Raw genomic sequence first — 23,599 nt, 5'->3', positions numbered from 1 at the left:
TGGCAAATACCGCAAACGCCCAGACACTGGTTCTGTAGCAGGCGAGCCGTATAATGGCGGGGTCGCCACTTAACTTTTGGCTTTAATGGATTGGATATGACTGAACAGCAACCTGTTGCGGTTCTGGGCGGCGGCAGCTTCGGCACCGCCGTGGCGAACCTGCTGGCGGAAAACGGTGTGCCGGTGCGCCAATGGATGCGCGACCCGGCGCAGGCCGAGGCCATGCGTGTGAATCGCGAGAATCCGCGCTACCTCAAGGGTATCCGCCTGCACGATGGGGTTGAGCCGGTCAACGACTTGCTGGCCACCCTGCAGGCCAGCGAGCTGATCTTCGTTGCCTTGCCATCGAGTGCCTTGCGCAGCGTGCTGGCACCGCATGCCGAGCTGCTGCGCGGCAAGGGCCTGGTCAGCCTGACCAAGGGCATCGAAGCGCAAAGCTTCAAGCTGATGAGCCAGATCCTCGAAGAGATCGCCCCCGAGGCGCGCATCGGCGTTTTGTCAGGGCCCAACCTGGCGCGCGAAATCGCCGAACATGCGCTGACTGCCACAGTGGTGGCCAGTGAGCACGAAGACCTGTGCCAGCAGGTACAGGCCGTGCTGCACGGGCGCACCTTCCGCGTCTACGCCAGTGCCGACCGTTTCGGCGTCGAACTGGGCGGTGCACTGAAGAACGTCTACGCGATCATCGCCGGCATGGCGGTGGCCTTGGGGATGGGCGAGAACACCAAGAGCATGCTGATTACCCGGGCCTTGGCCGAGATGACCCGTTTCGCCGTCAGCCAGGGCGCCAACCCCATGACGTTCCTCGGCCTGGCCGGTGTCGGTGACCTGATCGTCACCTGCTCCTCGCCCAAGAGCCGTAACTACCAGGTTGGCTACGCACTGGGGCAGGGCCAAAGCCTGGAAGAGGCGGTCAACCGCCTGGGCGAAGTGGCCGAGGGGGTCAACACGCTCAAGGTGCTCAAGACCAAGGCCCAGCAAGTACAGGTGTACATGCCGCTGGTGGCTGGCCTGCATGCCATCCTGTTCGAAGGGCGCACGCTGAACCAGGTGATCGAGCACCTGATGCGCGCCGAGCCCAAGACCGATGTCGATTTCATTTCCATCAGCGGTTTCAACTGAGCCCTTGGCGGCTCTGACACGAGCAAGGAGCAACACATGAACGATACGCCCGAACGCGCCCAGCGCGAGTCGATCATCCTGCGGGTGCTGTGGATGCTGGTGTTCCTGGTGGTCTGGCAACTGGCCGAGTTGCTGTTGGGTGGCCTGGTGCTGGTACAGCTGATCTACCGACTGGTGTATGGCGCGCCCAGCGCCAGCCTGATGAACTTCGGCGACAGCCTGAGCCAGTACCTGGCACAGATCGGCCGCTTCGGCAGTTTCCACAGCGACCAGAAGCCGTGGCCGTTCGCAGACTGGCCGGCCCCGCGTGCGCCGGAAGGTGAAGCAGCGCACGCCGTGGCACCGGCCGCGCATCCGGTGCGTGACGAGGAACCCAAGCTGTGAAGCTGTGGGTGCTGCGCCACGGTGAAGCTGAGCCGCGGGCCAAGACCGATGCCGAGCGCCGGCTGACTGCCCATGGTCGCGAGCAGGTGCTGCACAGTGCGGCTTACCTGATCGGGCAGCCATTGCAGGCGATTGTCGCCAGCCCTTACGTACGCGCCCAGCAGACCGCCGCGCTGGTGCATGACACCCTGGGCTTCGCCGAACCGGTGCGCACCGTGCCCTGGCTGACGCCCGAGGGTGATGTGCAGCAGGTCATCGGCGAAATCGAGCGACTGGGGCTCGAGCATGTGCTGCTGGTCAGCCACCAGCCGCTGGTAGGTACCTTGGTCGGCGCGCTGGAGCACGGCCACAGGCAGCAGCCGGCAGCCATGAGCACTGCCAGCCTGGCGGAGCTGGAAGGTGAGTGGCCGCTGGCCGGGTTGATGACGCTGCAGGCCATCCACTCACCCGCTTGAACTTCCCATGGCTTGTGCAGGCCACTGTTTCGCTCGCGTCTGAATGCTGGCATGGGTAAAGATCGATAAGGCAACTGGCATTTTTGTCAGTTGTCGCGCTTCACCACCGCTTGCTAGCGTTGCCACATGGCAAATATCAGGGAACGGCGAATGAGGGGTGAAATGCTGGAACTGTTGCGCTCCCTGGACCTGCAACCCACCCTGGAACAGGTTGACCAAGGTACTTCGCTGGATTTCGCCCAATACAGCCTGCTGCGTGAATCGGCCGATGCCAAGCTTTACCACCTGATGCGCAAGGTGACCGACAACCCCGGGCTGGACCCTGCTGCGAGGCAACAATGCGAGCAGGACCTGCGTACGCTGCAGGATGCCTGCCTGCGGGTCTCGCACTTGCTGCAAACCAGTTGTCTGGCCTTGCGCCGCCTGCAACTGGACTACCAGGACCAGCGTCTGGCCCGCGAGGCGCTGGAGAGCCAAGTGGCCTACATGCAGGCCTGCCTGCGTCGGTCGCTGAGCAGTTTCGACCGCTCGGCATGACCTGATCCCCCTCGCCGATGACCTTTATGGACATTGCCGAACTGCCCCGCGATGCCGACAATGGGCCATCATTCCGGTCCGGACCAGGCGCCATGTCGCAGCAGATCTTCTTCGCCCATGCCAACGGTTTCCCATCGGCCACCTACGGCAAGCTGTTTGCCGCGCTGGCGCCGGACTATCAGGTGCAGCACCTGGCCCAGCATGCGCATGACCCGCGCTTTCCCGTGGACGAAAACTGGCAAAGCCTGGTCGATGAATTGTTGCATCACCTGGCGCAGCAGGACCAGCCGGTCTGGGGCGTTGGCCATTCGCTGGGTGGCGTGTTGCACCTGCACGCGGCATTGCGCTGCCCCGAGTACTACCGGGGGCTGGTGATGCTCGACTCTCCGGTGCTCACCCGCGCTGATCAATGGCTGCTGCGCACAGCCAAGCGCTTTGGTTTCATCGACCGCATCACACCGGCCGGGCGCACCCTGGGGCGTCGCGAAACGTTCAATGACCGCGACAGCGCCCGGGACTATTTCGCTGGCAAATCACTGTTCCGCCATTTCGATCCCGATTGCCTCGACGCTTATGTGGAACATGGCCTGCAGGTGGTGGGGCAAGGGCTACAGTTGCGCTTCGACCCTGCTACTGAAATCAGCATCTACCGCAGCATCCCGCATACCAGCCCCGCCCCCGCGCGCCAGTTGCAGGTGCCGCTGGCCATGGTGCGCGGCAACCGCAGCAACGTCATTCGTCGCCACCACACCTTGGCTGTGCGCAGTATGCCCAAAGGTGAATACCACAGTGTACCGGGTGGGCACATGTTCCCGCTGGAGCGCCCGGCCGACACTGCCAGCCTGATCAAGGGCCTGTTCGACCGCTGGAGCCAGGCATGAGCGCACACGTTGAGGAAATTCGTCTGAGCCTTGGCCATATCGAACTGGCTGCACACCTGTTCGGCCCCGAAGACGGGCTGCCGGTGATTGCCCTGCATGGCTGGCTGGACAACGCCAACAGCTTTGCCCGCCTGGCACCGCAGCTGAAAGGTCTACGCCTCGTCGCCCTGGACCTGGCTGGCCATGGCTATTCGGAGCACCGCCCGCTCGGCGCCGGGTATGCCCTGGCCGACTATGCCCATGACGTGCTGCGCGTGGCCGAGCAACTGGGTTGGCCGCGTTTCGCCCTGTTGGGGCATTCGCTGGGCGCGATCATTTCGGTGCAACTGGCCGGTGCATTGCCCGATCGGGTCAGTCACCTGGCGCTCATCGACGGCGTCATCCCGCCGACCGGCGCCGAGCAGGATGCAGGCGAGCGTTTGGGGATGGCGCTGCAAGCCCAGTTGCGGCTGGATGGCAAACGCAAGTCGGTGTATGCGACATTGGAAGCAGGGGTGCAAGCCCGGATTAAAGGCATGGTCGCGGTCAGCCGTGAAGCGGCCGAGCTGCTGGCCCAGCGTGGCCTGATGCCAGTGCCCGGTGGCTATAGCTGGCGCAGCGACAGCCGGCTGACCCTGCCCTCGCCGGTGCGCCTGAGCGAGGCCCAGGCCATGGCCTATGTGCGGCGGGTGAGTTGCCCGGCGCTGTTGGTGGTGGCCGCCGACGGCATGCTGGCGCGCCACACCGGGTTGCTGGAGCAGCTACCCTTTGAACAGGTGACGCTGCCCGGCGGCCATCACCTGCACCTGAACGATGCGCAGGGCGCAGCCCTTGTTGCAGACTGTATCAATCGCTTCTTTGGCTTTGCTTGACTTGCACCGGACAAGTGTCGAGGCTTGGCGGGTTGAACAGGGAGACAACCATGCAACTGCCAGACATCCTGGAGCTTCAATTCGGCGCTGAGCGCCGCCTGGTTCGCCAATGAGCGTGCCTGTTTCCATTCGCACTGCCTTGGCTGCCTGCCTGGTGCTCGCCACCCCCGTGTCGTGGGCCGGCAGCCTGCCGGTCCCGCAGGACGCCAAGGTGGTCGATCAACGCCCGGCGACGGAGCAGGAGCGGGTCTACCCGATGGGCCCGCTACGCAAGATCAGTGGCCGCCTGCGGGTCGATGACAAAGTCGAGAGCCGCGGTCAGGTCAGCTCGGTGACCTACGAATTGCCCGTCGAGCGGACTGCACGCGAGGCCTTCACCAGTGCCCGCGAAGCACTTGTACGCGAGGGTGGCTACCCGTTGTTCTGGTGTCAGGGGCGTGATTGCGGTGAGGCCAGCCTTTGGGCCAATGATGTGTTCGCCAATGCCCGCCTCAACGGAGGCGACGAGCAGCAGGCGTTCATCCTGCTGCGCCGCTCGGCAGACGAGGCCGACACCCTGGTCGCGCTGTACAGCGTTACCCGTGGCAACCGTCGTGCCTATCTGCATGTGGAAGAGTTCATCTCAGGCAGCCCGCTGGGCGAGCTGCTGCCAACCGCCGCTACGATGCTGCGCGAAATGCGTGACACCGGCAAGCTCGACTACCCTGACCTTGCTGCACCGCAAGACGCCTGGGTAAACCTGCTGGCCCGCAGCCTGAACCTTGACAGCACCTTGCGCGTCAGCCTCAGTGGCGCCCAGGCTGAGGCCTGGCGCGAGGCGCTGGTCAAGGCCGGGGTGCGCAATCGCCGTCTTGAAGTCGGCAGTGCGCCTACAGACGGCCTGCACCTTGAACTGATCCCTTGAACGAGCACCCTCATGGTTAACAATGATCGCCTGCTGGTCCAGATTCTGCTGGTGGCATTGCTGGGGGCCGGCCTGTGGGTGATGGCACCCTTCATATCGGCATTGCTGTGGGGGGCCATCCTGGCCTTTGCCAGCTGGCCGTTGATGCGCTTTCTTACGCGCCTGCTGGGCGGTCGCGAGACGCTGGCCGCCGGCCTGCTGACCATGGCCTGGATCCTGATCGTGGCACTGCCGTTGGTGTGGCTGGGGTTCAACCTGGCCGATCACATTCGCGACGCTACGGCGTTCGTGCGTGACGTGCAGGTAGACGGCCTGCCCGATGCACCGGCCTGGCTGGGTGGCATTCCTTTCGTTGGCGAGCGTCTGGTCAACGGTTGGCAATCGCTGGACCAGCAAGGCGCAGCCTTGCTTACCTCGATCAAGCCTTACTTTGGGCAGGTGGGCAACTGGTTGCTGGCGCGCAGCGCGCAGATCGGCAGCGGCGTGCTGGAACTGACCCTGAGCCTGGTGTTCGTGTTCTTCTTCTACCGCGACGGGCCACGCTTGGCGGCATTCGTGCTGCGCTTGCTGCACCGGCTGGTGGGCGAGCGCGCCGAGTATTACCTGGACCTGGTAGCCGCTACCGTGCAGCGGGTGGTCAACGGGGTGATCGGCACGGCGGCCGCGCAGGCCCTGCTGGCACTGATCGGCTTCCTGATCGCCGGGGTGCCCGGGGCGATCGTGCTGGGGTTGGTGACTTTCATGCTCAGCCTGATCCCCATGGGGCCGCCACTGGCCTGGATCCCGGCCACCGCTTGGCTGGTGTGGAAGGGCGAATACGGCATGGCGGTGTTCCTGGGTGTGTGGGGCACGTTCGTCATCAGCGGCGTGGACAACGTGCTCAAACCGTACCTGATCAGCCGTGGCGGCAACCTGCCGCTGGTGATCGTGCTGCTGGGCGTGTTCGGCGGCTTGCTTGCCTTTGGCTTCATTGGCCTGTTCATCGGGCCGACCTTGCTGGCGGTAGGCTACAGCCTGCTACTGGACTGGAGCCGTAACGCGGCACAGCAGCCGCCACAACAATAAGCCTGTAACGGCCCTTTCGCGGGCTTGCCCGCTCCCACAGGTACTGCACAGCCTTCAAGGCCTGTGTGATACCTGTGGGAGCGGGCAAGCCCGCGAAAGGGCCGTTACAGGCAGACCACCACGCTGATTTTTACGCATTCTTTATACCCACCCCCACCCCCCGATCTCGCCCCTTTACGCCTCTCCCTCGGACAATTTCCCCAAAGCGGCCCAAGCCGTAACACGGGGAGATCCACACATGAACATGCTCGACGGGCTGTCACTGCTGCTGGCAGTGGCATTGGCGTTTTATCTGCTGGTGGCGCTGCTGCGCGCCGATCGCAGCTAGGGAGCGGCCATGCACAGTTACGATTTCGCCTTGCTCTTGGCATTCTTTGTCATCGTGCTGCTACCGGCACCCTGGCTCGGGCGGTTCTACTACAAGGTCATGGAAGGCCAGCGTACCTGGCTGACCCCTGTGCTGGGGCCGGTCGAGCAGGGCTGTTACCGGCTGGCGGGTGTGAACGCCAGCCAGGAGCAGAACTGGCGGCAATACACCCTGGCCCTGTTGGCGTTCAACCTGGTCGGCTTCCTGCTGCTGTTCGCCGTGCTGCTGTTGCAGGGCTACCTGCCACTCAACCCTCAGAACCTGCCTGGCCAGGAATGGTCACTGGCGTTCAACACCGCCGTCAGTTTCGTTACCAACACCAACTGGCAGGCCTACAGCGGTGAGGCGTCGGTCAGCTACCTGAGCCAGATGCTTGGCCTGACCGTGCAGAACTTTGTCAGCCCTGCCACCGGCCTGGCCGTACTGGTTGTCCTGTGCCGCGGTATCGCCCGGCGCAGCGCGACGACGCTGGGCAACTTCTGGGTCGACATGACCCGTGCCACCCTCTACGGCCTGCTGCCGCTGTGCTTGCTGCTGGCGCTGCTGCTGGTATGGCAGGGCGTACCGCAGACCTTTGCCGACTACGCCCACGCGCTGACCTTGCAAGGTGCCGACCAGACCATTCCGCTGGGGCCGGCCGCTAGCCAGATCGCCATCAAGCAGCTGGGTACCAATGGCGGTGGCTTCTTCGGCGTCAACTCGGCGCACCCGTTCGAAAACCCAACGGCCTGGAGCAACCTGTTCGAGGTGGCATCGATCATCCTCATTCCGGTGGCATTGGTGTTCACCTTCGGTCACTACGTGAAGGACCTGCGTCAGAGCCGCGCCATCCTCGCCTGCATGCTTGCCCTGTTCCTGATCGGTGGCAGCACGGCGCTGTGGTCCGAGTACCAGCCGAACCCGGCCCTGGAAAGCACGCAGGTGCAGCAGACCGCCCCCCTGGAGGGCAAGGAAAGCCGCTTCGGCACCACCGGTTCGGTGCTGTGGGCGGTCACCACCACCGCCGCCTCCAACGGTTCGGTCAATGCCATGCACGACAGCCTGAACCCGCTGACCGGTATGGTGGCGATGGTCAACATGATGGTCGGCGAGGTGATATTCGGCGGCGTCGGTGCGGGCCTCTACGGCATGCTGCTGTTCGTCCTTATCGCGGTGTTCCTGGCCGGGCTGATGATTGGCCGTACCCCGGAATACCTGGGCAAGAAACTGCAGGCCCGTGAAGTGCAGCTTCTGGTGGCAACCCTGCTGGTGATGCCGGTCGGCGTGCTGGTACTTGGCGCCATCGCCGCCAGCCTGCCCGGCCCGGCCGGGGCGGTCACCAACCCGGGGGCGCATGGTTTCAGCCAGTTGCTGTACGCCTATACCTCGGGCTCGGCCAACAACGGCTCGGCCTTTGCCGGGTTTGGCGCCAACACCGTGTATCACAACCTGATGATCGGCCTGGCCATGCTCATCGGCCGCTTCGGCTACATCCTGCCGATACTGGCGTTGGCCGGCAGCCTGGCGGCGAAAAAAAGCGCGCCGCTGGGGCAGAACAGCTTCCCGACTCACGGCCCGCTGTTCACCGGCCTGCTGCTGGTGACCATCCTGCTGGTCGGTGGGCTGACCTTCCTGCCGACCCTGGCCCTTGGGCCAATCGCCGAACACCTTAGCCTGGGTTTTTGAGGACCGATCATGAACATGCCCATTCCTGAAGTGAATAGCCGGCACAGTGCCAAGGACCAGACCCGCTTCGCCGCGCTGTGGCGCCCGGCGCTGGTGCAGGCGTTCGTCAAGCTCGACCCGCGTCAGCTCAAGCGCTCCCCGGTAATGCTGGTGGTGGCCCTGACCGCGGTGCTGACCACCGTGCTGTGTTTTGCCCCCGGCGGCGGCGTGAGCACCGGTGTTGCGGTGCAGATTGCCCTGTGGCTGTGGTTCACCGTGTTGTTCGCCAACTTCGCCGAGGCGTTGGCCGAAGGCCGTGGCAAGGCCCGCGCCGACAGCCTCAAGGCCGGCAGCCAGGGCCTGACCGCCCAGCGTCGTCTGCGTGATGGCAGCTACGAGACGGTGGCTGCAAGTGCGCTGCGCAAGGACGACGTGGTACGCGTGGTCGCCGGCGAAGTGATCCCCGGCGACGGTGAGGTGATTGAAGGCATCGCGGCCGTCAACGAGGCCGCCATTACCGGCGAATCCGCACCGGTAATACGCGAATCAGGTGGCGACCGCTCGGCGGTGACCGGCAATACGCGGCTGGTCTCCGACTGGCTGCTTGTCCGCATCACCAGCAACCCGGGCGAGTCGACCCTGGACCGGATGATCGCCCTGGTCGAGGGTGCCAAGCGGCAGAAGACCCCGAACGAAATCGCTCTCGACATCCTGCTGATCGGCCTGACCCTGATTTTCCTGATCGTGGTGGTGACCTTGCAGCCGTTCGCCCACTTCGTGGGTGGCAGCCTGCCGCTGATCTTCCTGGCCGCGCTGCTGGTGACGCTGATCCCGACCACCATCGGCGGCCTGCTGTCGGCCATCGGTATCGCCGGCATGGACAGACTGGTACGGCTGAATGTCATTGCCCGCTCGGGCCGCGCCGTCGAGGCGGCCGGGGACGTGCATACGCTGATGCTCGACAAGACCGGCACCATCACCTTCGGTAACCGCCGCTGCAGCGCACTGCATGCTGCACCTGGCATTACCGCCAAGGAACTGGGGGAGGGCGCCTTGCTGGCCTCGCTGGCCGACGACACCGCCGAAGGCAAGTCGATTGTCGAATACCTGCGCCAGTTGCACGACTTCGTCGACCCGCCTGCCGGGCAGTTCGAAGCGGTGGCTTTCAGTGCCGAGACACGCCTGTCGGGCATCGACTTCGAGCAGCACCGCTACCGCAAGGGCGCCGTCGATGCGGTGCTGGCATTCGTCGGTATGCAACGCCTGGAAATGCCGGCGGCGCTGGCCCGTGAAGTCGAACGCATCGCGCAGAGTGGCGGCACACCGTTGCTGGTGTGCGTCGACAAGCGTTTGCTTGGCGTGATCCACCTCAAGGACGTGGTCAAGCCTGGTATCCGCGAGCGCTTCGCCGAGCTGCGCAAGCTGGGCATTCGCACGGTGATGGTAACCGGCGACAACCCGTTGACTGCGGCCGCCATCGCCGCCGAAGCGGGGGTCGATGACGTGCTGGCCGAGGCCACGCCCGAGAAGAAGCTGGCGCGCATTCGCCAGGAGCAGAATGAAGGCCGCCTGGTTGCCATGTGTGGCGACGGTGCCAACGACGCCCCGGCACTGGCCCAGGCTGACGTAGGCATGGCCATGAACGACGGCACTCAGGCTGCGCGGGAGGCCGCCAACATGGTCGACCTGGACAGCGACCCGACCAAGCTGCTGGACGTAGTCCAGGTCGGCAAGGAGCTGCTGGTCACTCGCGGTGCGTTGACAACGTTCTCCATTGCCAACGACGTGGCCAAATACTTCGCCATCCTGCCGGCGCTGTTCGCTGCCATCTACCCGCAACTGGGTGTGCTCAACCTGATGCAACTGGCCAGCCCGCAGAGCGCGATCCTGTCGGCGATCGTGTTCAACGCGCTGATCATCATCGTGCTGATCCCGCTGGCGCTGCGTGGGGTGCGCGTGCAGGCGGCCAGTGCGGCGCACCTGTTGCGGCGCAACCTGCTGATCTACGGGCTGGGTGGCATTGTGGTGCCGTTTGCCGGGATCAAGCTGATCGACCTGCTGCTCAACGCCCTGAACCTGGTCTGAGGAGGCCGCCATGACTGCTTATCTACGCCCGGCATTGAGCCTGGCTTTGTTGATGACCCTGGTGACGGGCGCCCTGTATCCGCTGGCGGTGACCGGTATTGCCCAAGTCGCTTTCCCGAACCAGGCCAACGGTAGCCTGGTACGCGATGCGCAAGGCCAGGTGCGGGGTTCGGCATTGATCGCCCAGGACTTCCAGGGCGATGGCTGGTTCCACTCGCGGCCCTCGGCAGGTGCCTACGCGACTGTGGCCAGCGGCGCCAGCAACCTGTCGCCGAGCAACCCGGCGCTGGCTGAGCGGGTAAAGGGCGATGCGGCCACGTTGTATCAGGCGCAGCAGGGGCCAGTGCCGCAGGCGCTGCTGACCACCTCGGGCAGCGGCCTGGACCCGCACTTGCCACCGGAGGCCTTGGCCTATCAGATCCCGCGGGTGGCGGCGGCACGGCAGCTGCCGGTCGAGCGCTTGCAAGCCTTGCTGGAACAGGCCACCCTCCATCCATTGATCGGCCCGCCGGTGGTCAACGTGCTGGCGTTGAACCAGGCCTTGGAAAAGCTCGCCATTGTCAGGTAATCGAAGCGCTGGCAGGAAGCCTGTAGGAGCGGGTTCACCCGCGAATGCGGTGGTGGTGCCACTGACGTATTCGCGGGTAAACCCGCTCCTACACGTTAAGGGGGCTTTCCCTGAAGTGGCCGACTGCTGGAAAAAGCAAAGGATGAAACATGAGTGACTCCGCCCGCGCCGATGCGCTGTTGGCCAACCTCCCACGCACCGGCCGGGGCCGGCTGAAGGTGTTCCTTGGCGCTGCCCCCGGCGTCGGCAAGACCTTCGCGATGCTCCAGGCCGCACACGCCCAGCAACGCCAGGGCGTGCAGGTGTTGGCCGGGGTGGTCGAAACCCATGGCCGCGCCGAAACCGAAGCGTTGCTCGGAGGGCTGCATCAGCAGCCCTTGTTGCGTAGCCAGTACCGTGGCGTCACCCTCGAGGAAATGGACCTTGACGGCCTGCTGCGTGCCGCGCCGGCCTTGGCCCTGGTGGACGAACTGGCCCACACGAACGCCCCCGGCAGCCGCCACGCCAAACGCTGGCAGGACGTGCAAGAACTCTTGGCCGCAGGCATCGACGTGTACACCACGGTCAACGTCCAGCACCTGGAAAGCCTCAACGACAAGGTCCGCGATATCACCGGCGTGCAAGTGCGCGAGACCCTGCCGGACTGGGTGCTGCAGGAAGCGTTCGAGCTGGTGCTGATCGACCTGCCTCCGCGAGAGCTGCTCGAACGCCTGCGTGAAGGCAAGGTGTACGTGCCCGAGCAGGCTCGGGCGGCCATCGATGCGTATTTTTCGCAAACCAACCTCACCGCCCTGCGCGAGCTGGCCATGCAGACCGCCGCTGCTCAGGTCGATGCCGACCTGGCCCACGGCTATCGTCAGCGCGGCCAGGAGGCGCCGGCCTTGCGCGGCCGGTTGCTGGTGGGCATAGACGGTGACGACCAGGCCGAACGCCTGGTGCGCCATGCCAGCCGCGTGGCCCAGCGCCGCCACCTGCCCTGGAGCCTGGTGCATGTGGACAACGGCCGCCTGCGTGACGAAACCGCACGGCATCGTTTGCAAGCCGCGCAGCAACTGGCCGAGCGACTGGGCGGGGAGGTGGTGCTGCTGCGTGCTGGCGAAGTGGCCCGTACGCTGATCCAGCATGCTGTCGAGCGGCGGGCCAGCCTGGTGCTGGTCGGGCAGTCCCGCAACCGCCTGCGTCGGCGTTTGTTCGGCGCTGGTGTGGCGGCGCGGCTGCTGCGCGAAAGCCGTGGCCTGGAAATCAACGTGCTGGACCGCGACGTGCAGCCGCCAGCGCCGCGTTCAGCCGTGCGGCGGGTGTGGGTGTGGCGTCATTACCTGCTGGCGCTGCTGGCCACCGTGATGGCTGCGGGTCTGGCCTGGGCGGTGTCCAGTGTGCTCGCGTTGCCCAATATCTCGCTGGTGTTCCTGGCGGCGGTGTTGCTGGTCGCGGTGCGCAGTAGCCTGGGACCTGCGCTGGCTTGCGCTGCGCTGTCGTTCCTGGTCTATGACTTTCTGTTCATACCGCCCAACTTCTCGTTCACCATCCAGCGCGAAGAAGACGTGCTGACACTGGTGTTCTTTCTGTTGATGGCTGCGCTCACCGGCAACCTGGCCGCGCGCCAGCGTCGCCAGTTGCAGGCGCTGCGCGAGACCCAGGCGCAGACCAGCCAGTTGCTCGACCTGTCTCGCCGGTTGACGGTAGCCACCGACCGCCAAGCCATATTCAAGGCTGCCGGCCAGCACCTGGACGGCTGGCAGGACGCCCAGGTGTGCTTGCTGGAGCGCAACGCCGAAGGCCAGTTGCAAGTGGCCAGCGGGGAAGCCTGCACCTTCAGCGACACCGAACGGGCTGCTGCCGATTGGGCCTGGCAGCACGGGCAGGCCGCCGGCCACGGCAGCGATACCCTGCCTAATGGCCGCTGGTGGTGGTGGCCATTGGCGGTGGACGATCAGCCGCTGGCGCTGCTGGGTGTGCGCCCGCGCAACGGGCAGCCGCTCAGCGACCCACGCCGGCGCCTGCTCACCGCCCTAGGCCAGCCCCTGGCCCAGGCCCTGGCCCGCGCACGCCTGGCCGAACAGCTGGAAGCCGCACGCCTGCACGGCGAAACCGAGCAACTGCGCAGCGCCCTGCTGGCTTCCGTATCCCATGACTTGCGCACGCCGTTGACCGCCATGCGTGGCAGCATCGACAGCCTGCTGGCTTTGGGCGATGCGATCCCGGCTGAAGACCGCCGCGAGCTGCTGGAGGGCACCCGCAACGAGGCCGAACGCCTCGATCGCTACATCCAGAACCTGCTGGACATGACCCGCCTGGGCCATGGCGGCCTCAAGCTGGCCCGCGACTGGGTGGCCCCGGCGGATATCGTCGGCAGTGCGCTCAACCGCCTGCGGGTGGTGCTGGCGCCGCTGCGTGTGCACACGGACGTGCCGGCCGAGCTGCCATTGCTGTTCGTGCATGCGGCGTTGATCGAGCAGGCACTGGTCAACGTGCTGGAAAACGCCGCACGCTTTTCGCCGGCCAATGGTCGGCTTGAGCTTCAGGTGGCGGTGCATGACGACCAGCTGCGCTTGACCGTCAGCGACCAGGGCCCCGGCATTCCCGAAGCCGACCGCGAGAAAATCTTCGACATGTTCTACACCGCCGCCCGTGGCGACCGCGGCGGGCAGGGTACCGGGCTGGGCCTGGCTATCTGCCAGGGCATGATCGGTGCTCATGGCGGGCAGATTCTGGTGGGCGAAGGCATTGATGGCCAAGGCACCAGCATCACTCTATGCTTGCCGCTGCCTCCTCAACCTGAAGCCGAAAGCGAAACCCCATGAGCCAGTCCGTTACCCTGTTGGTCATCGACGATGAACCGCAGATCCGCAAGTTCCTGCGTATCAGCCTGGCCTCGCAAGGCTACAAGGTGCTGGAGGCCGCCACCGGTGCCGAAGGGTTGGCCCAGGCGGCACTGGGCAAGCCGGACCTGGTGGTGCTCGACCTGGGGCTGCCGGACATGGACGGCCAGCAGGTGCTGCGTGAGTTGCGCGAATGGAGTGCAGTGCCGGTGATGGTGTTGTCGGTGCGTGCCAGTGAAGTGCAGAAGGTCGATGCGCTGGATGGTGGTGCCAATGACTATGTGACCAAGCCGTTCGGTATTCAGGAGTTTCTCGCGCGCGTGCGGGCGTTGCTGCGTCAGGTGCCACAAGCCGGCGGCTCGGAAGTGGCAGCCAGCTTTGGTCCGCTGACGGTGGATTTTGCCTTCCGCCGGGTGACGCTCGACGGTGTGGAGGTGGCATTGACACGCAAGGAGTATGCTTTGCTGGCGATATTGGCCGGGCACCCCGGGCGGGTGATTACCCAGCAGCAGTTGCTCAAGGATATCTGGGGGCCGACCCATGCGGAGGATACCCACTACCTGCGCATCGTGGTCGGGCATCTGCGACAGAAGCTGGGCGATGACCCCACGGCGCCGCGGTTCATCATTACCGAGGCGGGGGTTGGCTACAGGTTGGTGGCCCCGACAGCATAACCCGCACACAGCCCAAAGGGCTGGGCGAACGCCTGCAGGGCCTGGACGCGCGCAAGGGAGTCAGGCCCTGGGTGGCTCCTTCTCGAACAGCTGGCGCATGACTTCCAGGTAGCGTCGCGTGCCCAGGCCCAACGGGCGCGACTTGATCCAGATGATGTCTACCCACAAGCGCAGGCGGTTGGCCATGTTGTCGAAGCGCACCTCGGCCAGTGCGCCCGAGGCAATCAGCGGTTCGACCAATGGCTGCGGCAGGTAGGCCCAGCCCAGCCCGGACTGCACCAGGTCCAGCGTGGCGAGGTAGCTGTCGGTCAGCCAGATGCGCCGGGACAGCACCATGCGCGGGTCCGATCCGGTAGCCTTGCCCGAAGCCACGATGATCTGCCGTTGTTCGGCAAAGGCCTCTTCAGGCAATGGCGAACCGCTGTTCTGCCCGGCTGGATGGCGCGGTGAGGCAACGGCCACCAGCAGTTGGCTGCCGGCCTCGAGGAATGACTCGCGCTCATCGATGCCGGGCCGTTCGAACACCAGGGCCAATTGCACACTGCCGTCATGCAGCAGGCGAATGGCTTCGGTCTGGGTGGCCGAACGTACCTCGACTTCCAGGCTGGGAAATGCCTGGGCGAGGATTTCCAGCGGCTGGCTCCAGCGGCCGGTCTGCAACTCGGGCGCCATGGCGATGGTCAGGCGCTTTTCCAGGCCTTTGTGCAATTGCAGGGCCTGGGCATCCAGCAGGTTGAGTTGGCAGATGACCTGCCTGGCCTGGGGCTCCAGCGCCAAGGCGGCGTTGGTGGGCAAGGCTTTGCGCGTGGCCCGGTCGAACAGGGGCAGGTCCAGTTCCGCTTCCAGCTGGGCGATTGCCATGCTCACGGCTGAAGGCACACGGCCCAGCTTGCGGGCGGCGGCGGAGAACGAGCCGGCATCGAGCACCGCGAGGAAAATCGCCAGGGAGTCGCTGGTAAAGGCCATTGTCAGTAAACCTGATGATGATCATCTTTTATTGCTAAAAATTATGAACATTAATGCACCTGCAGGACAGTCCCCTCAATGGAGAAAAGCGTGCACAGACCAACCGCGTGGCATGTCACCCACTGGAGTAGCGACCCGTTCAGCCTCGGTGCCTACAGTGCCTTGCTGGCTGGCGGATCGCCGTTGCATCGAAGCGCCCTGGGCCAAGTGCTGCATGGGCGCTTGGTCATCGCTGGAGAAGCTTGTAATGCCAGCGCTCCGGCAATGACTCATGGTGCGTGGAATGATGGGCTGCGTGCCGCCGAGGCAGCCGTGAGTGCCGGTGCGAGCAAGGTGATCGTGATCGGTGCGGGGTGTGCAGGCTTGGCTGCCGCTCAACGCTTGCGGGAAAGGGGTGTCGATTGCACTGTGCTGGAGGCGCGTGGGCGAACGGGTGGGCGCACGCACACTGTCGAGTTGGGCGGCGTGAAAGCAGATGAAGGTGCGGCATGGCTTCAGCATTTTGCCGAGAACCCATTGGCCGCTGTTGCACTTCAACATGGCTTGGCTTGCGTCGAGACCGATTTCAGTTGCCCGCTTGCAGCAGCACGCGGCGGGGCGGTGCTGGATATCGACGCCGCCTGGGATGCCTTGACCAGGCGTCTTGATCGGCAACAACCGCTGTCTGACGCGATCGATGGCTACATGGCCACACTCGACCCTGCGCTCGCGCGTGCCACGCAGTTCGCCATCGACGCCAACCTGGTACTGGAAGCGTGTTTGCCCGTCGAGCAACTGTCGGTCTGTGCCTTGGATGAAGAGGGGGTCGGGCATGGTGATCGTATGCTGCCAGGCGGCTACAGCGAGCTTGTCGGCTTGCTGTCGAAGCACCTGGATATCCGCCTGAACAGTCCTGTCACCCACATCGACTGGTCGAGCGCGCGCGTCATGGTGAATGAAGACGTGTGCGACTTCTGCATTTGCACAGTCCCGGTGGGGGTTCTGAAAACGTTGCACTTTACCCCTGCGTTACCTGAAACACAGCAGGGAGCGTTGGCGCATCTGGGGATGGGCAAGCTGGAGAAAGTGATTCTGCAGTTCGATGAGCGATGGTGGCCGTGTTCACCCTCAGGCTACCTGCGCTGGTACGACGTACCCGCCAGTTGGGGGGAATGGCTGGACCTGACCGATGCTGTCGGCAAGCCCACCATTGCCGGGCTGATCGCCGCCGATGCGATCGAGCGGCAGTTCACCGGGCGCACCGATGAACAGGTGGCCATGGCCGCGTGTGAGGCATTACAGGCGTGGGCCGCAGCCGTCGGGCCCACGCCTTGACACTTACAGGCCTTCGCCCAGCACCCGGTCAATGCTGTCGACAAAGTAGTCCACGCTCGCACGGCTGGTGCACATCGGCGGCTTGATCTTGAGGATGTTCAGGTAGTCGCCGGTCGGCTGCATGAAGATGCCCAGGTCACGCAGGCGATCGCACAGCATCATGGTTTCTTCGGTGGCCGGCTCCAGGGTGGTGCGGTCGCGCACCAGTTCCAGCCCCAGGTAGAAGCCCGAGCCATGTGCCGCGCCGGCCAGCGGGTGCTTGTCGACCAGCGCCTGCAGGCGTGCCTTGAAGTAGCGCCCGGTGTCACGGGCGTTGTCCCACAGGCCTTCCTCCTGCATGACATCCAGCACCGCCATGCCGATGCGGCAACTGACCGGGCTGCCACCGGCCGAGGAGAAGAAGTAGCCCTCGGCCTCCAGCGCCTCGGCGATTTCGCGACGGGTGATGACCACGCCCAGCGGCTGGCCGTTACCCATGCCCTTGGCCATGGTAATGATGTCCGGCACCACGCCCTGTTCCTCGAAGCCCCAGAAGTACTCGCCCAGGCGGCCATAGCCCACCTGCACTTCGTCGGCGATGCACACTCCGCCGCGGGCGCGGACCTTGGCATAGGCTGCGCGCAGGTAGCCTGCGGGCAGCGAGATACCGCCGGCATTGCCGTACACCGGTTCGCAGATGATGCCCGCCAGCTGACGGCCACGGGCGTCGAGGTCAGCCAGCTTGGCGTCGACGTCTTGCAGGTAGTCGGCGGCGCTGTCGGCCCCGCGGAAGCGGCCGCGGAAGGTGTTCGGTGCTTCGACCGGGTGAACCCAGTCCGGGCGGGTTTCCAGGGCTTGCGGGTTGTCGGCGATCGACGTGGAGATGGCATCGGTGGCCACCGACCAGCCGTGGTAGGCCTCCAGCACACTGAGCAGATCGCGCCCGCCACTGTAGGCCCAGGCCAGGCGAATCGCCAGGTCGTTGGCCTCGGTGCCGCTGTTGACCATGAACACCCGGTCGAAACCTTCGGGGGCCAGGTCCAGCAGGCGCTCGGAGAATTCGGTGATTGCTGCGTAATGGAAGCGCGAGTTGGTGTTCAGCAGCGACCACTGCCGCGCCGACTCGGCAACCATGCGTGGATGGCCATGGCCCAGCACTGCGACGTTGTTGAGCATGTCCAGGTAGGAACGGCCCTGCATGTCGATCAGGTAGTTGCGCCAGCCACGCTCAATGTGCGGCGGTTGCGCGTAGTAGTGCTTCTGCGAGCGGGCGAAGCTGGCATCGCGGCGGGCCAGCAGGGCTTGCGGATCAGGTAGCGGCTCGGCATCGCAATCGAAGCCCAGCAGTGCGGCTGGTGACGGGCACAGGGCCAGCCAGGCGGCGGCTTGTGACGGCGTGGCGAAGCGCGGCGGCTGGCTGCCATTGTCGAGGCATACCTGCACGCTAAGGAAGCCGCAGCTGCTGCCCAGGGACTGGCCTTTTTCCACGGCCTGGCCGTCTGCCGGTGCGTCTTCCAGGCCTTGCAGCCACAAAGCCCAATGCGGGGTGCGCAGGCAGCCCCGGCCGTCGCCGCTGTGCTGCCAGGTGCCGGCTGCCGGCGCTTGCACCGGGCTGCCGTTGGGCACATGCAGCTCGACGAAAAGGGCGCAGGTGGCGGGCTCCTCGGGGCGATCGATATGGGTTTGCGACAGGCGATACTGCCCGTGCAGGCTGCAGGCCGGGGCGGCTTGCGAAGTCAGCAGATGCTGGTCGTAACCGGGTTGCTCCCAGTTGCCGGCCTCGAAGTGTTTGCTGAGTACTCCCAGGTCCACCCGTGTGACAGCCTGCCCGGCCAGCTCGGGGAGCAGGGGGGCACAGTCGTTCCAGTCCGGCGCCGCGGGTTGCAGGCCCGCAGCCTGCAGAATGGCCGCCTCCATCAGGGCGAAAGGCACGGCGGTGGCCGTGTCGAAAATTTCCCATTCGTGGGCAATGTTGTCGCGGGTGTACTGGTTGCCCGGGTCGACGGTTAGCTGTTGTTCGCTGCTCAGCACCAGCACGGCAGCGCGGTTCAGCACCAGCGGCCACAGGGCGCGCAGTTCGGCCTCGGTCAGCGGGTTGAGCGCCTGGTAGGCCTGCACGGCTGGCAGGATGCGCAGGGGGTCGCCCTCGGCGTGGTGCAACAGCGCAGCGCAGGTCACCGACAGGTCGGCGATACGCCAGGTGCGCAGCAGGTCGCCGAAATCGATCACGCCTTGCAGTTGCCACTGACGCTGGGCATCACGGGCCCACACGGTGTTGTCGTTGGTGATGTCCAGGTGCACGGCCTGACTGGGCAGTTGATCGATCAGCGGCATCAGGCGCTCGTTGGCCTGTCGCGTGGCGTGTTCGATGCGGGCGCGCTGCCCGCTGTCCTGCAGCACCGGTAGCAGGTGATCGATCAGTGCCCCGGCATGCTGCGGGTCCCATTGCAAGGTGCGCGCAAGGCCCGGGTGATCGAAATGGGCAAGCGCCTTGTCCAGCTTTGCACAGAGCCCGCCCAGTTCAGCCATCAGGCGCGGCTCCATGTGCTTGAGGCGGGTCAGCGGTTGGCCTTCGATGTAATCGAGCAGGCGCAGGCGCAGTGGTTGCGCGTCGATGTCCAGTTCCAGCAACCCCATGCCGTTGTGGGCTGAGCGCACGGCGGGTACCGGCAAACCTTGATCGCGCAGGAAGGCCAGGGCGGCGTGCTGGGCTTCAAGCTCCAGCTGGGCGTAGCTGCCGTGGCAGGCCTTCAGCACATAGCCACCCTGCGGTGTGACCACGCGAAAGTTCAAGTCTTGCTGGCTGCCCAGTACCGAAAGGTTGCCGGCAAGGCCATAGTGGGCCTGCAGCACGGCGTGTGCCTGGGCTTCGCTCAGCGTTGGGCTGGGCAGGCCGGAGCGCTGGATCAGGGTGGCCAGGGCAGGGGAAGCAGGCTGGTGTTGTGGACTGGACATGGGCTCTACCGTGGGTACTGGGAGTTGACGGCGAAGAATTTATGCCCGATTCGGCTGATGATGGAAGACGATTATTGTCAGAAAAATTGATCACCGCTGCTTGATTCTGTTTGCGTGGTAACGAGCGGGGCTTTTCATAGGCTTGGTTTTACGTGCATGGCTGATCAATCCCGGATGATCCCCTTGCTGCCCAAGAAAGTCTGCTGGGCATACTCAGAGGAGGAACTTGAATGCCGAAAGCAGTTTCACTGTCTCGGGAAGCTTCTGCTGAAGCAGCCTGTCGAGATACTGCTGTACGCTGTGCGGTGGGTTCTTCAGCGATATTCGCTGCCGCTGGGCAGCTTCGAGGACTGCTGCCTTGTCCAGGTCCCAAAGGTCAGCGATGAAGTCGTCCGGATGCAAGGGTTCAATATCGAAGGCACCGAGAACCGCCTTGGGAAAATCCTTCAAATTGAAGGTGACGATAACCGAAGCGTTGCACTTGATTGCAGCTGCGAGAACATGTCGATCATCCCTATCTGGCAAGTCCAGCCCTTCGACCAGTGAATCGTAGTCAGTGACGAGTGCATCAGGCACCGCAGCATCCATCAGCGATGACGTGCGATCCAAATGTTCAGGCGTGAGGTCAGGCCGGTTGAGTAGCAGATTGCGCTTCCACTCGTCATGAATGCTCGCTGACCAACGTGCCCGGTAGATGCCCGTCAGCGCTAGGTTCATCAGGAAATCACGCAGTGGAGCAGGGTAAAGTACATTCGCGTCGTATATGGCCGTGAAGGGCGAGTGCTTCATTCGTACCCCATCTTCAATTCCTGAGCTTGGGCTGCCAGCGCATCCATCGCAGCGCGGCTCACCCCATCACGTTTGTCCTTGTAGGCAACCAGGTCGGAGAATTTGACACGACGATGGCGGCCTGTCTTGGTGTGCGGAATCACCGCTTCGTCGAGCAGCTTTACCAAGTGCGGCCGGGAGACGTTAAGCAGGTCTGCTGCTTCCTGGGTAGTCAGTTCGGCGTGGATTGGAACGACTTTGACTGAGTTACCCAGGGCCAGTTCGCTGAGAATCTCGCCGAATAGGCGTAGGGCGAAAGTAGGTACTTCAACAACCTGGCGCTGATTTTCCTCGTTGAGCAGTTCGATCCGTTGGGTATCTGATTTTGTCGAGAGGAACGCTGCCAGCGTGCGGCTTGACTCGACTGCCACGGCAATTTCTTTCTCGTCAGGAAGCACATGGCTAGAGAGGTTGGCGGTGGTCATGGGCATCTCCAGAGCGGTATCGATTGCGGGGCTGTGGCGACGATGCAACAGCCTGAGTTCGAGTTATATTCGAAATATTCGAAAATCGCAATAAACGAAACGACCGATCAAAGGATGATTGCTTGGCGAACACGCACCCTTTCCCTACTAACCCCCAACCTCCAGAAACGCCGCCTCCAGCAACTGTCGGGTATACGGATGCTGCGGCGCATGGAAGATCGCCTGCGCGTCCCCTTGCTCCACCACATGCCCATGCTTGATCACCATCAACTGGTGACTCAACGCCTTCACCACCGCCAGGTCATGGCTGATGAACAGGTAGGTCAGGTTGTACTTTTGCTGCAGGTTACGCAGCAATTCCACCACCTGGCGCTGTACGGTGCGGTCCAGTGCGGACGTGGGTTCATCCAGCAGAATCAGTGCTGGCTTCAACACCAGCGCCCGGGCAATGGCAATGCGCTGGCGCTGCCCGCCGGAAAACTCATGGGGGTAGCGATGGCGCGTGCGCGGGTCCAGGCCTACTTCCTCCAGGGCCGCGATAATCGCCGCTTCCTGTTCCTGCGCGGTGCCAATGCGGTGAATGCGCAGCCCTTCACCGACAATGTCCGCCACGCACATGCGCGGGCTCAGGCTGCCAAACGGGTCCTGGAACACCACCTGCATTTCCCGCCGCAGGGGGCGCACGGCTTTCTGGTTCAGCCCTTCGAGGTTCTGCCCATGAAAGCGAATGCCGCCCTGGCTGGAAATCAGCCGCAAGATGGCCAGGCCCAATGTGGACTTGCCCGACCCGGATTCGCCAACAATGCCCAGCGTCTGGCCCTGGGGCAAGCTGAAGTTGACCCCGTCCACCGCCTTCACATGGTCGACCGTGCGCTGCAGAAAGCCCTTCTTGATCGGGAACCAGACCTTGAGGTCATCCACCTCCAGCAACGGCGCGCCCACCGGGTTGTGCGCCGGCAGCCCGCTGGGCTCGGCATTGATCAGCATCTGTGTGTAGTGGTGCTGTGGCGAGCTGAACAGCGTGGCGCATTCGGCTTGCTCGACAATTTGCCCACGCTGCATCACGCACACGCGGTGAGCGATGCGGCGCACCAGGTTCAGGTCATGGCTGATCAGCAACAGGGCCATGCCCATACGCGCCTGCAATTCCTTGAGCAGCTCGAGGATCTTCAGCTGCACGGTCACATCCAGCGCCGTGGTCGGCTCGTCGGCAATCAGCAGCTCGGGCTCGTTGGCCAGCGCCATGGCGATCATTACCCGCTGGCGCTGCCCGCCCGACAATTCGTGGGGCAGGGCCTTGAGGCGCTTGTGCGGCTCTGGAATGCCGACCATATCCAGCAACTCCAGGGTACGCGCAGTCGCTTCCTTCCCGGTCAGGCCCTTGTGCAGCAGGAGGATTTCGTTGATCTGCTTCTCGATGCAATGCAGCGGGTTGAGCGAGGTCATCGGCTCCTGGAAGATCATGGCGATGCGGTTACCGCGAATGCGCTGCAGGGTCTTCTCGTTCTGCTGCAGCAGGTCCTTGCCTTCGTAGCGGATGCTGCCGCTGGGGTGCCGGGCCAGGGGATAGGGCAGCAGGCGCAGGATCGAGTGCGCGGTGACCGATTTGCCCGAGCCACTTTCGCCCACCAGGGCCAGTGTCTCGCCTTTGCGAATATCGAAGCTGACGCCGTCCACCACCCGGTTGACCTGGTCCCCGGTCACGAACTCCACGGCCAGGTCCCGCACTTCGATCAGGTTCTGTTCACTCATGTCACTTCCTCGGGTCGAAGGCGTCGCGGGCGGATTCGCCGATGAACACCAGCAGGCTCAGCATCAGCGCCAGCACGGCAAAGGCGCTGATACCCAGCCATGGCGCTTGCAGGTTGGACTTGCCCTGCGCCACCAGTTCGCCCAGCGAGGGCGAACCGGCGGGCAGGCCGAAGCCGAGGAAGTCCAGGGCGGTGAGGGTGCCTATGGCGCCGGTGAGGATGAACGGCATGAAGGTCATGGTCGAGATCATCGCGTTGGGCAGGATGTGCCGGTACATGATTGCGCCGTTGCGCATGCCAAGGGCGCGTGCGGCGCGCACGTATTCCAGGTTGCGCCCGCGCAGGAACTCGGCGCGGACCACATCCACCAGGCTCATCCACGAGAACAGCAACATGATGCCCAGCAGCCACCAGAAGTTGGGTTGCACGAAGCTGGCCAGGATGATCAGCAGGTACAGCACAGGCAGGCCGGACCAGATTTCCAGAAAGCGTTGCCCGGCCAGGTCGACCCAGCCACCGTAGAACCCCTGCAGGGCGCCTGCGATGACGCCGATAATGGAGCTGGCCACGGTCAAGGTGAGGGCGAACAGAACCGAAATGCGGAAGCCGTAGATCACCCGTGCCAGCACGTCGCGGCCCTGGTCGTCGGTGCCCAGCCAGTTGTCCGCCGAAGGTGGGGCGGGGGCGGGGACACGCAGGTCATAGTTGATGCTCTGGTAGCTGAACGGGATGGGCGCCCACAGCACGAAGCTGTCTTTCTTCGCCAGCAGTTCGCGGATGTAGGGGCTCTTGTAGTTGGCTTCCAGCGGGAATTCCCCGCCGAAGGTGGTTTCCGGGTAACGCTTGAACGCCGGGAAGTACCATTGGCCGTCGTAACGTACGGCGATCGGTTTGTCGTTGGCGATCAGTTCGGCGCCCAGGCTCAGCCCGAACAGAATCAGGAACAGCCACAGCGACCACCAGCCACGGCGGTTGGCCTTGAAACGCTCGAAGCGCCGGCGGTTGAGGGGGGACAAGGCCAT

At 64.3% G+C, this 23,599-nt stretch carries 21 protein-coding genes; 15 read left to right on the top strand and 6 right to left on the bottom strand.

All coding sequences use genetic code 11. The annotated features are described in order from the left end of the window. Positions 1–96 precede the first annotated feature (96 nt). The 14 genes from V7787_RS17085 to V7787_RS17020 all read left to right on the top strand — a co-directional run bounded on the left by V7787_RS17085 (position 97) and on the right by V7787_RS17020 (position 14,359). On the top strand, positions 97–1,122 hold the full coding sequence (locus V7787_RS17085) for an NAD(P)H-dependent glycerol-3-phosphate dehydrogenase (protein WP_010954935.1): 1,026 nt from the start codon (positions 97–99) through the stop codon (positions 1,120–1,122). A gap of 36 nt (positions 1,123–1,158) precedes the next feature. Continuing rightward, positions 1,159–1,506: a DUF4389 domain-containing protein gene (locus V7787_RS17080; RefSeq protein WP_003251499.1), complete on the top strand. Its 348-nt coding sequence runs from the start codon at positions 1,159–1,161 to the stop codon at positions 1,504–1,506. Continuing rightward, complete coding sequence (gene sixA, locus V7787_RS17075) at positions 1,503–1,961, top strand: phosphohistidine phosphatase SixA (RefSeq protein ID WP_019437943.1); 459 nt, start codon at positions 1,503–1,505, stop codon at positions 1,959–1,961. The genes V7787_RS17080 and sixA overlap by 4 nt, the downstream gene beginning before the upstream one ends. 162 nt (positions 1,962–2,123) lie before the next feature. Then, positions 2,124–2,498 carry a hypothetical protein gene (locus V7787_RS17070; RefSeq protein ID WP_064493146.1) on the top strand — a complete coding sequence of 125 codons (375 nt, stop codon included), beginning with the start codon at positions 2,124–2,126 and terminating at the stop codon, positions 2,496–2,498. Positions 2,499–2,590: 92 nt separating this feature from the next. Next, a complete protein-coding gene (locus tag V7787_RS17065; RefSeq protein ID WP_029615572.1) occupies positions 2,591–3,379 on the top strand; it encodes an alpha/beta fold hydrolase in 789 nt (262 codons plus the stop codon). Then, positions 3,376–4,230, top strand: a complete 855-nt coding sequence (locus V7787_RS17060) for an alpha/beta hydrolase (protein ID WP_336088750.1) — start codon at positions 3,376–3,378, stop codon at positions 4,228–4,230. The genes V7787_RS17065 and V7787_RS17060 overlap by 4 nt, the downstream gene beginning before the upstream one ends. A gap of 109 nt (positions 4,231–4,339) precedes the next feature. Continuing rightward, positions 4,340–5,134, top strand: a complete 795-nt coding sequence (locus V7787_RS17055; protein ID WP_064493147.1) for a DUF4892 domain-containing protein — start codon at positions 4,340–4,342, stop codon at positions 5,132–5,134. 12 nt (positions 5,135–5,146) lie between these two features. Further along, positions 5,147–6,199: an AI-2E family transporter gene (locus V7787_RS17050; protein ID WP_019750854.1), complete on the top strand. Its 1,053-nt coding sequence runs from the start codon at positions 5,147–5,149 to the stop codon at positions 6,197–6,199. Between the two features lie 238 nt (positions 6,200–6,437). Beyond that, positions 6,438–6,527, top strand: a complete 90-nt coding sequence (gene kdpF, locus V7787_RS17045) for a K(+)-transporting ATPase subunit F (protein ID WP_003251485.1) — start codon at positions 6,438–6,440, stop codon at positions 6,525–6,527. Positions 6,528–6,536: 9 nt separating this feature from the next. Further along, entirely contained in the window at positions 6,537–8,231 is a 1,695-nt protein-coding gene (gene kdpA, locus V7787_RS17040; protein WP_020192635.1) for a potassium-transporting ATPase subunit KdpA, read from the top strand. Between the two features lie 9 nt (positions 8,232–8,240). Beyond that, positions 8,241–10,295, top strand: coding sequence for a potassium-transporting ATPase subunit KdpB (gene kdpB, locus V7787_RS17035; protein WP_064493155.1), 2,055 nt, complete (start codon positions 8,241–8,243; stop codon positions 10,293–10,295). Between the two features lie 10 nt (positions 10,296–10,305). After that, positions 10,306–10,863 (top strand): potassium-transporting ATPase subunit KdpC, encoded by a 558-nt coding sequence (gene kdpC, locus V7787_RS17030; protein WP_003251480.1) that lies wholly within the window; start codon positions 10,306–10,308, stop codon positions 10,861–10,863. A 149-nt stretch (positions 10,864–11,012) separates the two neighbouring features. Continuing rightward, a complete protein-coding gene (locus V7787_RS17025) occupies positions 11,013–13,667 on the top strand; it encodes a sensor histidine kinase (RefSeq protein ID WP_064493156.1) in 2,655 nt (884 codons plus the stop codon). Continuing rightward, positions 13,664–14,359 carry a response regulator gene (locus tag V7787_RS17020; protein WP_020190230.1) on the top strand — a complete coding sequence of 232 codons (696 nt, stop codon included), beginning with the start codon at positions 13,664–13,666 and terminating at the stop codon, positions 14,357–14,359. The genes V7787_RS17025 and V7787_RS17020 overlap by 4 nt, the downstream gene beginning before the upstream one ends. A 60-nt stretch (positions 14,360–14,419) precedes the next feature. Here the strand turns inward: V7787_RS17020 and V7787_RS17015 are convergent, their stop codons facing one another. Then, entirely contained in the window at positions 14,420–15,325 is a 906-nt protein-coding gene (locus V7787_RS17015) for a LysR family transcriptional regulator (RefSeq protein WP_336088749.1), read from the bottom strand. A 78-nt stretch (positions 15,326–15,403) separates the two neighbouring features. Between V7787_RS17015 and V7787_RS17010 the strand changes: the two genes are divergently transcribed. After that, on the top strand, positions 15,404–16,639 hold the full coding sequence (locus V7787_RS17010) for a flavin monoamine oxidase family protein (protein ID WP_336088748.1): 1,236 nt from the start codon (positions 15,404–15,406) through the stop codon (positions 16,637–16,639). Between the two features lie 3 nt (positions 16,640–16,642). Here the strand turns inward: V7787_RS17010 and V7787_RS17005 are convergent, their stop codons facing one another. From V7787_RS17005 to V7787_RS16985, 5 genes are all read right to left on the bottom strand, one after another. Further along, the gene (locus V7787_RS17005; protein ID WP_336088747.1) at positions 16,643–19,573 is read right to left on the bottom strand and encodes an aminotransferase; all 2,931 of its coding nucleotides are present in this window, start codon (positions 19,571–19,573) and stop codon (positions 16,643–16,645) included. 213 nt (positions 19,574–19,786) lie between these two features. Further along, the gene (locus tag V7787_RS17000; protein WP_104886398.1) at positions 19,787–20,362 is read right to left on the bottom strand and encodes a PIN domain-containing protein; all 576 of its coding nucleotides are present in this window, start codon (positions 20,360–20,362) and stop codon (positions 19,787–19,789) included. Next, positions 20,359–20,826 (bottom strand): helix-turn-helix domain-containing protein, encoded by a 468-nt coding sequence (locus V7787_RS16995; protein WP_064493160.1) that lies wholly within the window; start codon positions 20,824–20,826, stop codon positions 20,359–20,361. Before V7787_RS16995 ends, V7787_RS17000 begins: the two co-directional genes overlap by 4 nt. Before the next feature lie 147 nt (positions 20,827–20,973). Beyond that, complete coding sequence (locus V7787_RS16990) at positions 20,974–22,578, bottom strand: ABC transporter ATP-binding protein (protein ID WP_020190226.1); 1,605 nt, start codon at positions 22,576–22,578, stop codon at positions 20,974–20,976. Position 22,579: 1 nt separating this feature from the next. After that, complete coding sequence (locus V7787_RS16985) at positions 22,580–23,599, bottom strand: ABC transporter permease (RefSeq protein ID WP_003251467.1); 1,020 nt, start codon at positions 23,597–23,599, stop codon at positions 22,580–22,582.

The organism is Pseudomonas sp. CGJS7 (assembly GCF_036961695.1).
The sequence above is the reverse complement of the archived record's forward strand: the minus strand, read 5'-3'. Positions and strand labels throughout refer to the sequence as shown.

Coding starts and splice junctions, on each gene's coding strand:
- V7787_RS17085 (WP_010954935.1), top strand. CDS start 97: ATGACTGAACAGCAACCTGTTGCGGTTCTGGGCGGCGGCAGCTTCGGC.
- V7787_RS17080 (WP_003251499.1), top strand. CDS start 1,159: ATGAACGATACGCCCGAACGCGCCCAGCGCGAGTCGATCATCCTGCGG.
- V7787_RS17070 (WP_064493146.1), top strand. CDS start 2,124: ATGCTGGAACTGTTGCGCTCCCTGGACCTGCAACCCACCCTGGAACAG.
- V7787_RS17065 (WP_029615572.1), top strand. CDS start 2,591: ATGTCGCAGCAGATCTTCTTCGCCCATGCCAACGGTTTCCCATCGGCC.
- V7787_RS17060 (WP_336088750.1), top strand. CDS start 3,376: ATGAGCGCACACGTTGAGGAAATTCGTCTGAGCCTTGGCCATATCGAA.
- V7787_RS17055 (WP_064493147.1), top strand. CDS start 4,340: ATGAGCGTGCCTGTTTCCATTCGCACTGCCTTGGCTGCCTGCCTGGTG.
- V7787_RS17050 (WP_019750854.1), top strand. CDS start 5,147: ATGGTTAACAATGATCGCCTGCTGGTCCAGATTCTGCTGGTGGCATTG.
- kdpF (WP_003251485.1), top strand. CDS start 6,438: ATGAACATGCTCGACGGGCTGTCACTGCTGCTGGCAGTGGCATTGGCG.
- kdpA (WP_020192635.1), top strand. CDS start 6,537: ATGCACAGTTACGATTTCGCCTTGCTCTTGGCATTCTTTGTCATCGTG.
- kdpB (WP_064493155.1), top strand. CDS start 8,241: ATGAACATGCCCATTCCTGAAGTGAATAGCCGGCACAGTGCCAAGGAC.
- kdpC (WP_003251480.1), top strand. CDS start 10,306: ATGACTGCTTATCTACGCCCGGCATTGAGCCTGGCTTTGTTGATGACC.
- V7787_RS17025 (WP_064493156.1), top strand. CDS start 11,013: ATGAGTGACTCCGCCCGCGCCGATGCGCTGTTGGCCAACCTCCCACGC.
- V7787_RS17020 (WP_020190230.1), top strand. CDS start 13,664: ATGAGCCAGTCCGTTACCCTGTTGGTCATCGACGATGAACCGCAGATC.
- V7787_RS17015 (WP_336088749.1), bottom strand. CDS start 15,325: ATGGCCTTTACCAGCGACTCCCTGGCGATTTTCCTCGCGGTGCTCGAT.
- V7787_RS17010 (WP_336088748.1), top strand. CDS start 15,404: ATGGAGAAAAGCGTGCACAGACCAACCGCGTGGCATGTCACCCACTGG.
- V7787_RS17005 (WP_336088747.1), bottom strand. CDS start 19,573: ATGTCCAGTCCACAACACCAGCCTGCTTCCCCTGCCCTGGCCACCCTG.
- V7787_RS17000 (WP_104886398.1), bottom strand. CDS start 20,362: ATGAAGCACTCGCCCTTCACGGCCATATACGACGCGAATGTACTTTAC.
- V7787_RS16995 (WP_064493160.1), bottom strand. CDS start 20,826: ATGACCACCGCCAACCTCTCTAGCCATGTGCTTCCTGACGAGAAAGAA.
- V7787_RS16990 (WP_020190226.1), bottom strand. CDS start 22,578: ATGAGTGAACAGAACCTGATCGAAGTGCGGGACCTGGCCGTGGAGTTC.
- V7787_RS16985 (WP_003251467.1), bottom strand. CDS start 23,599: ATGGCCTTGTCCCCCCTCAACCGCCGGCGCTTCGAGCGTTTCAAGGCC.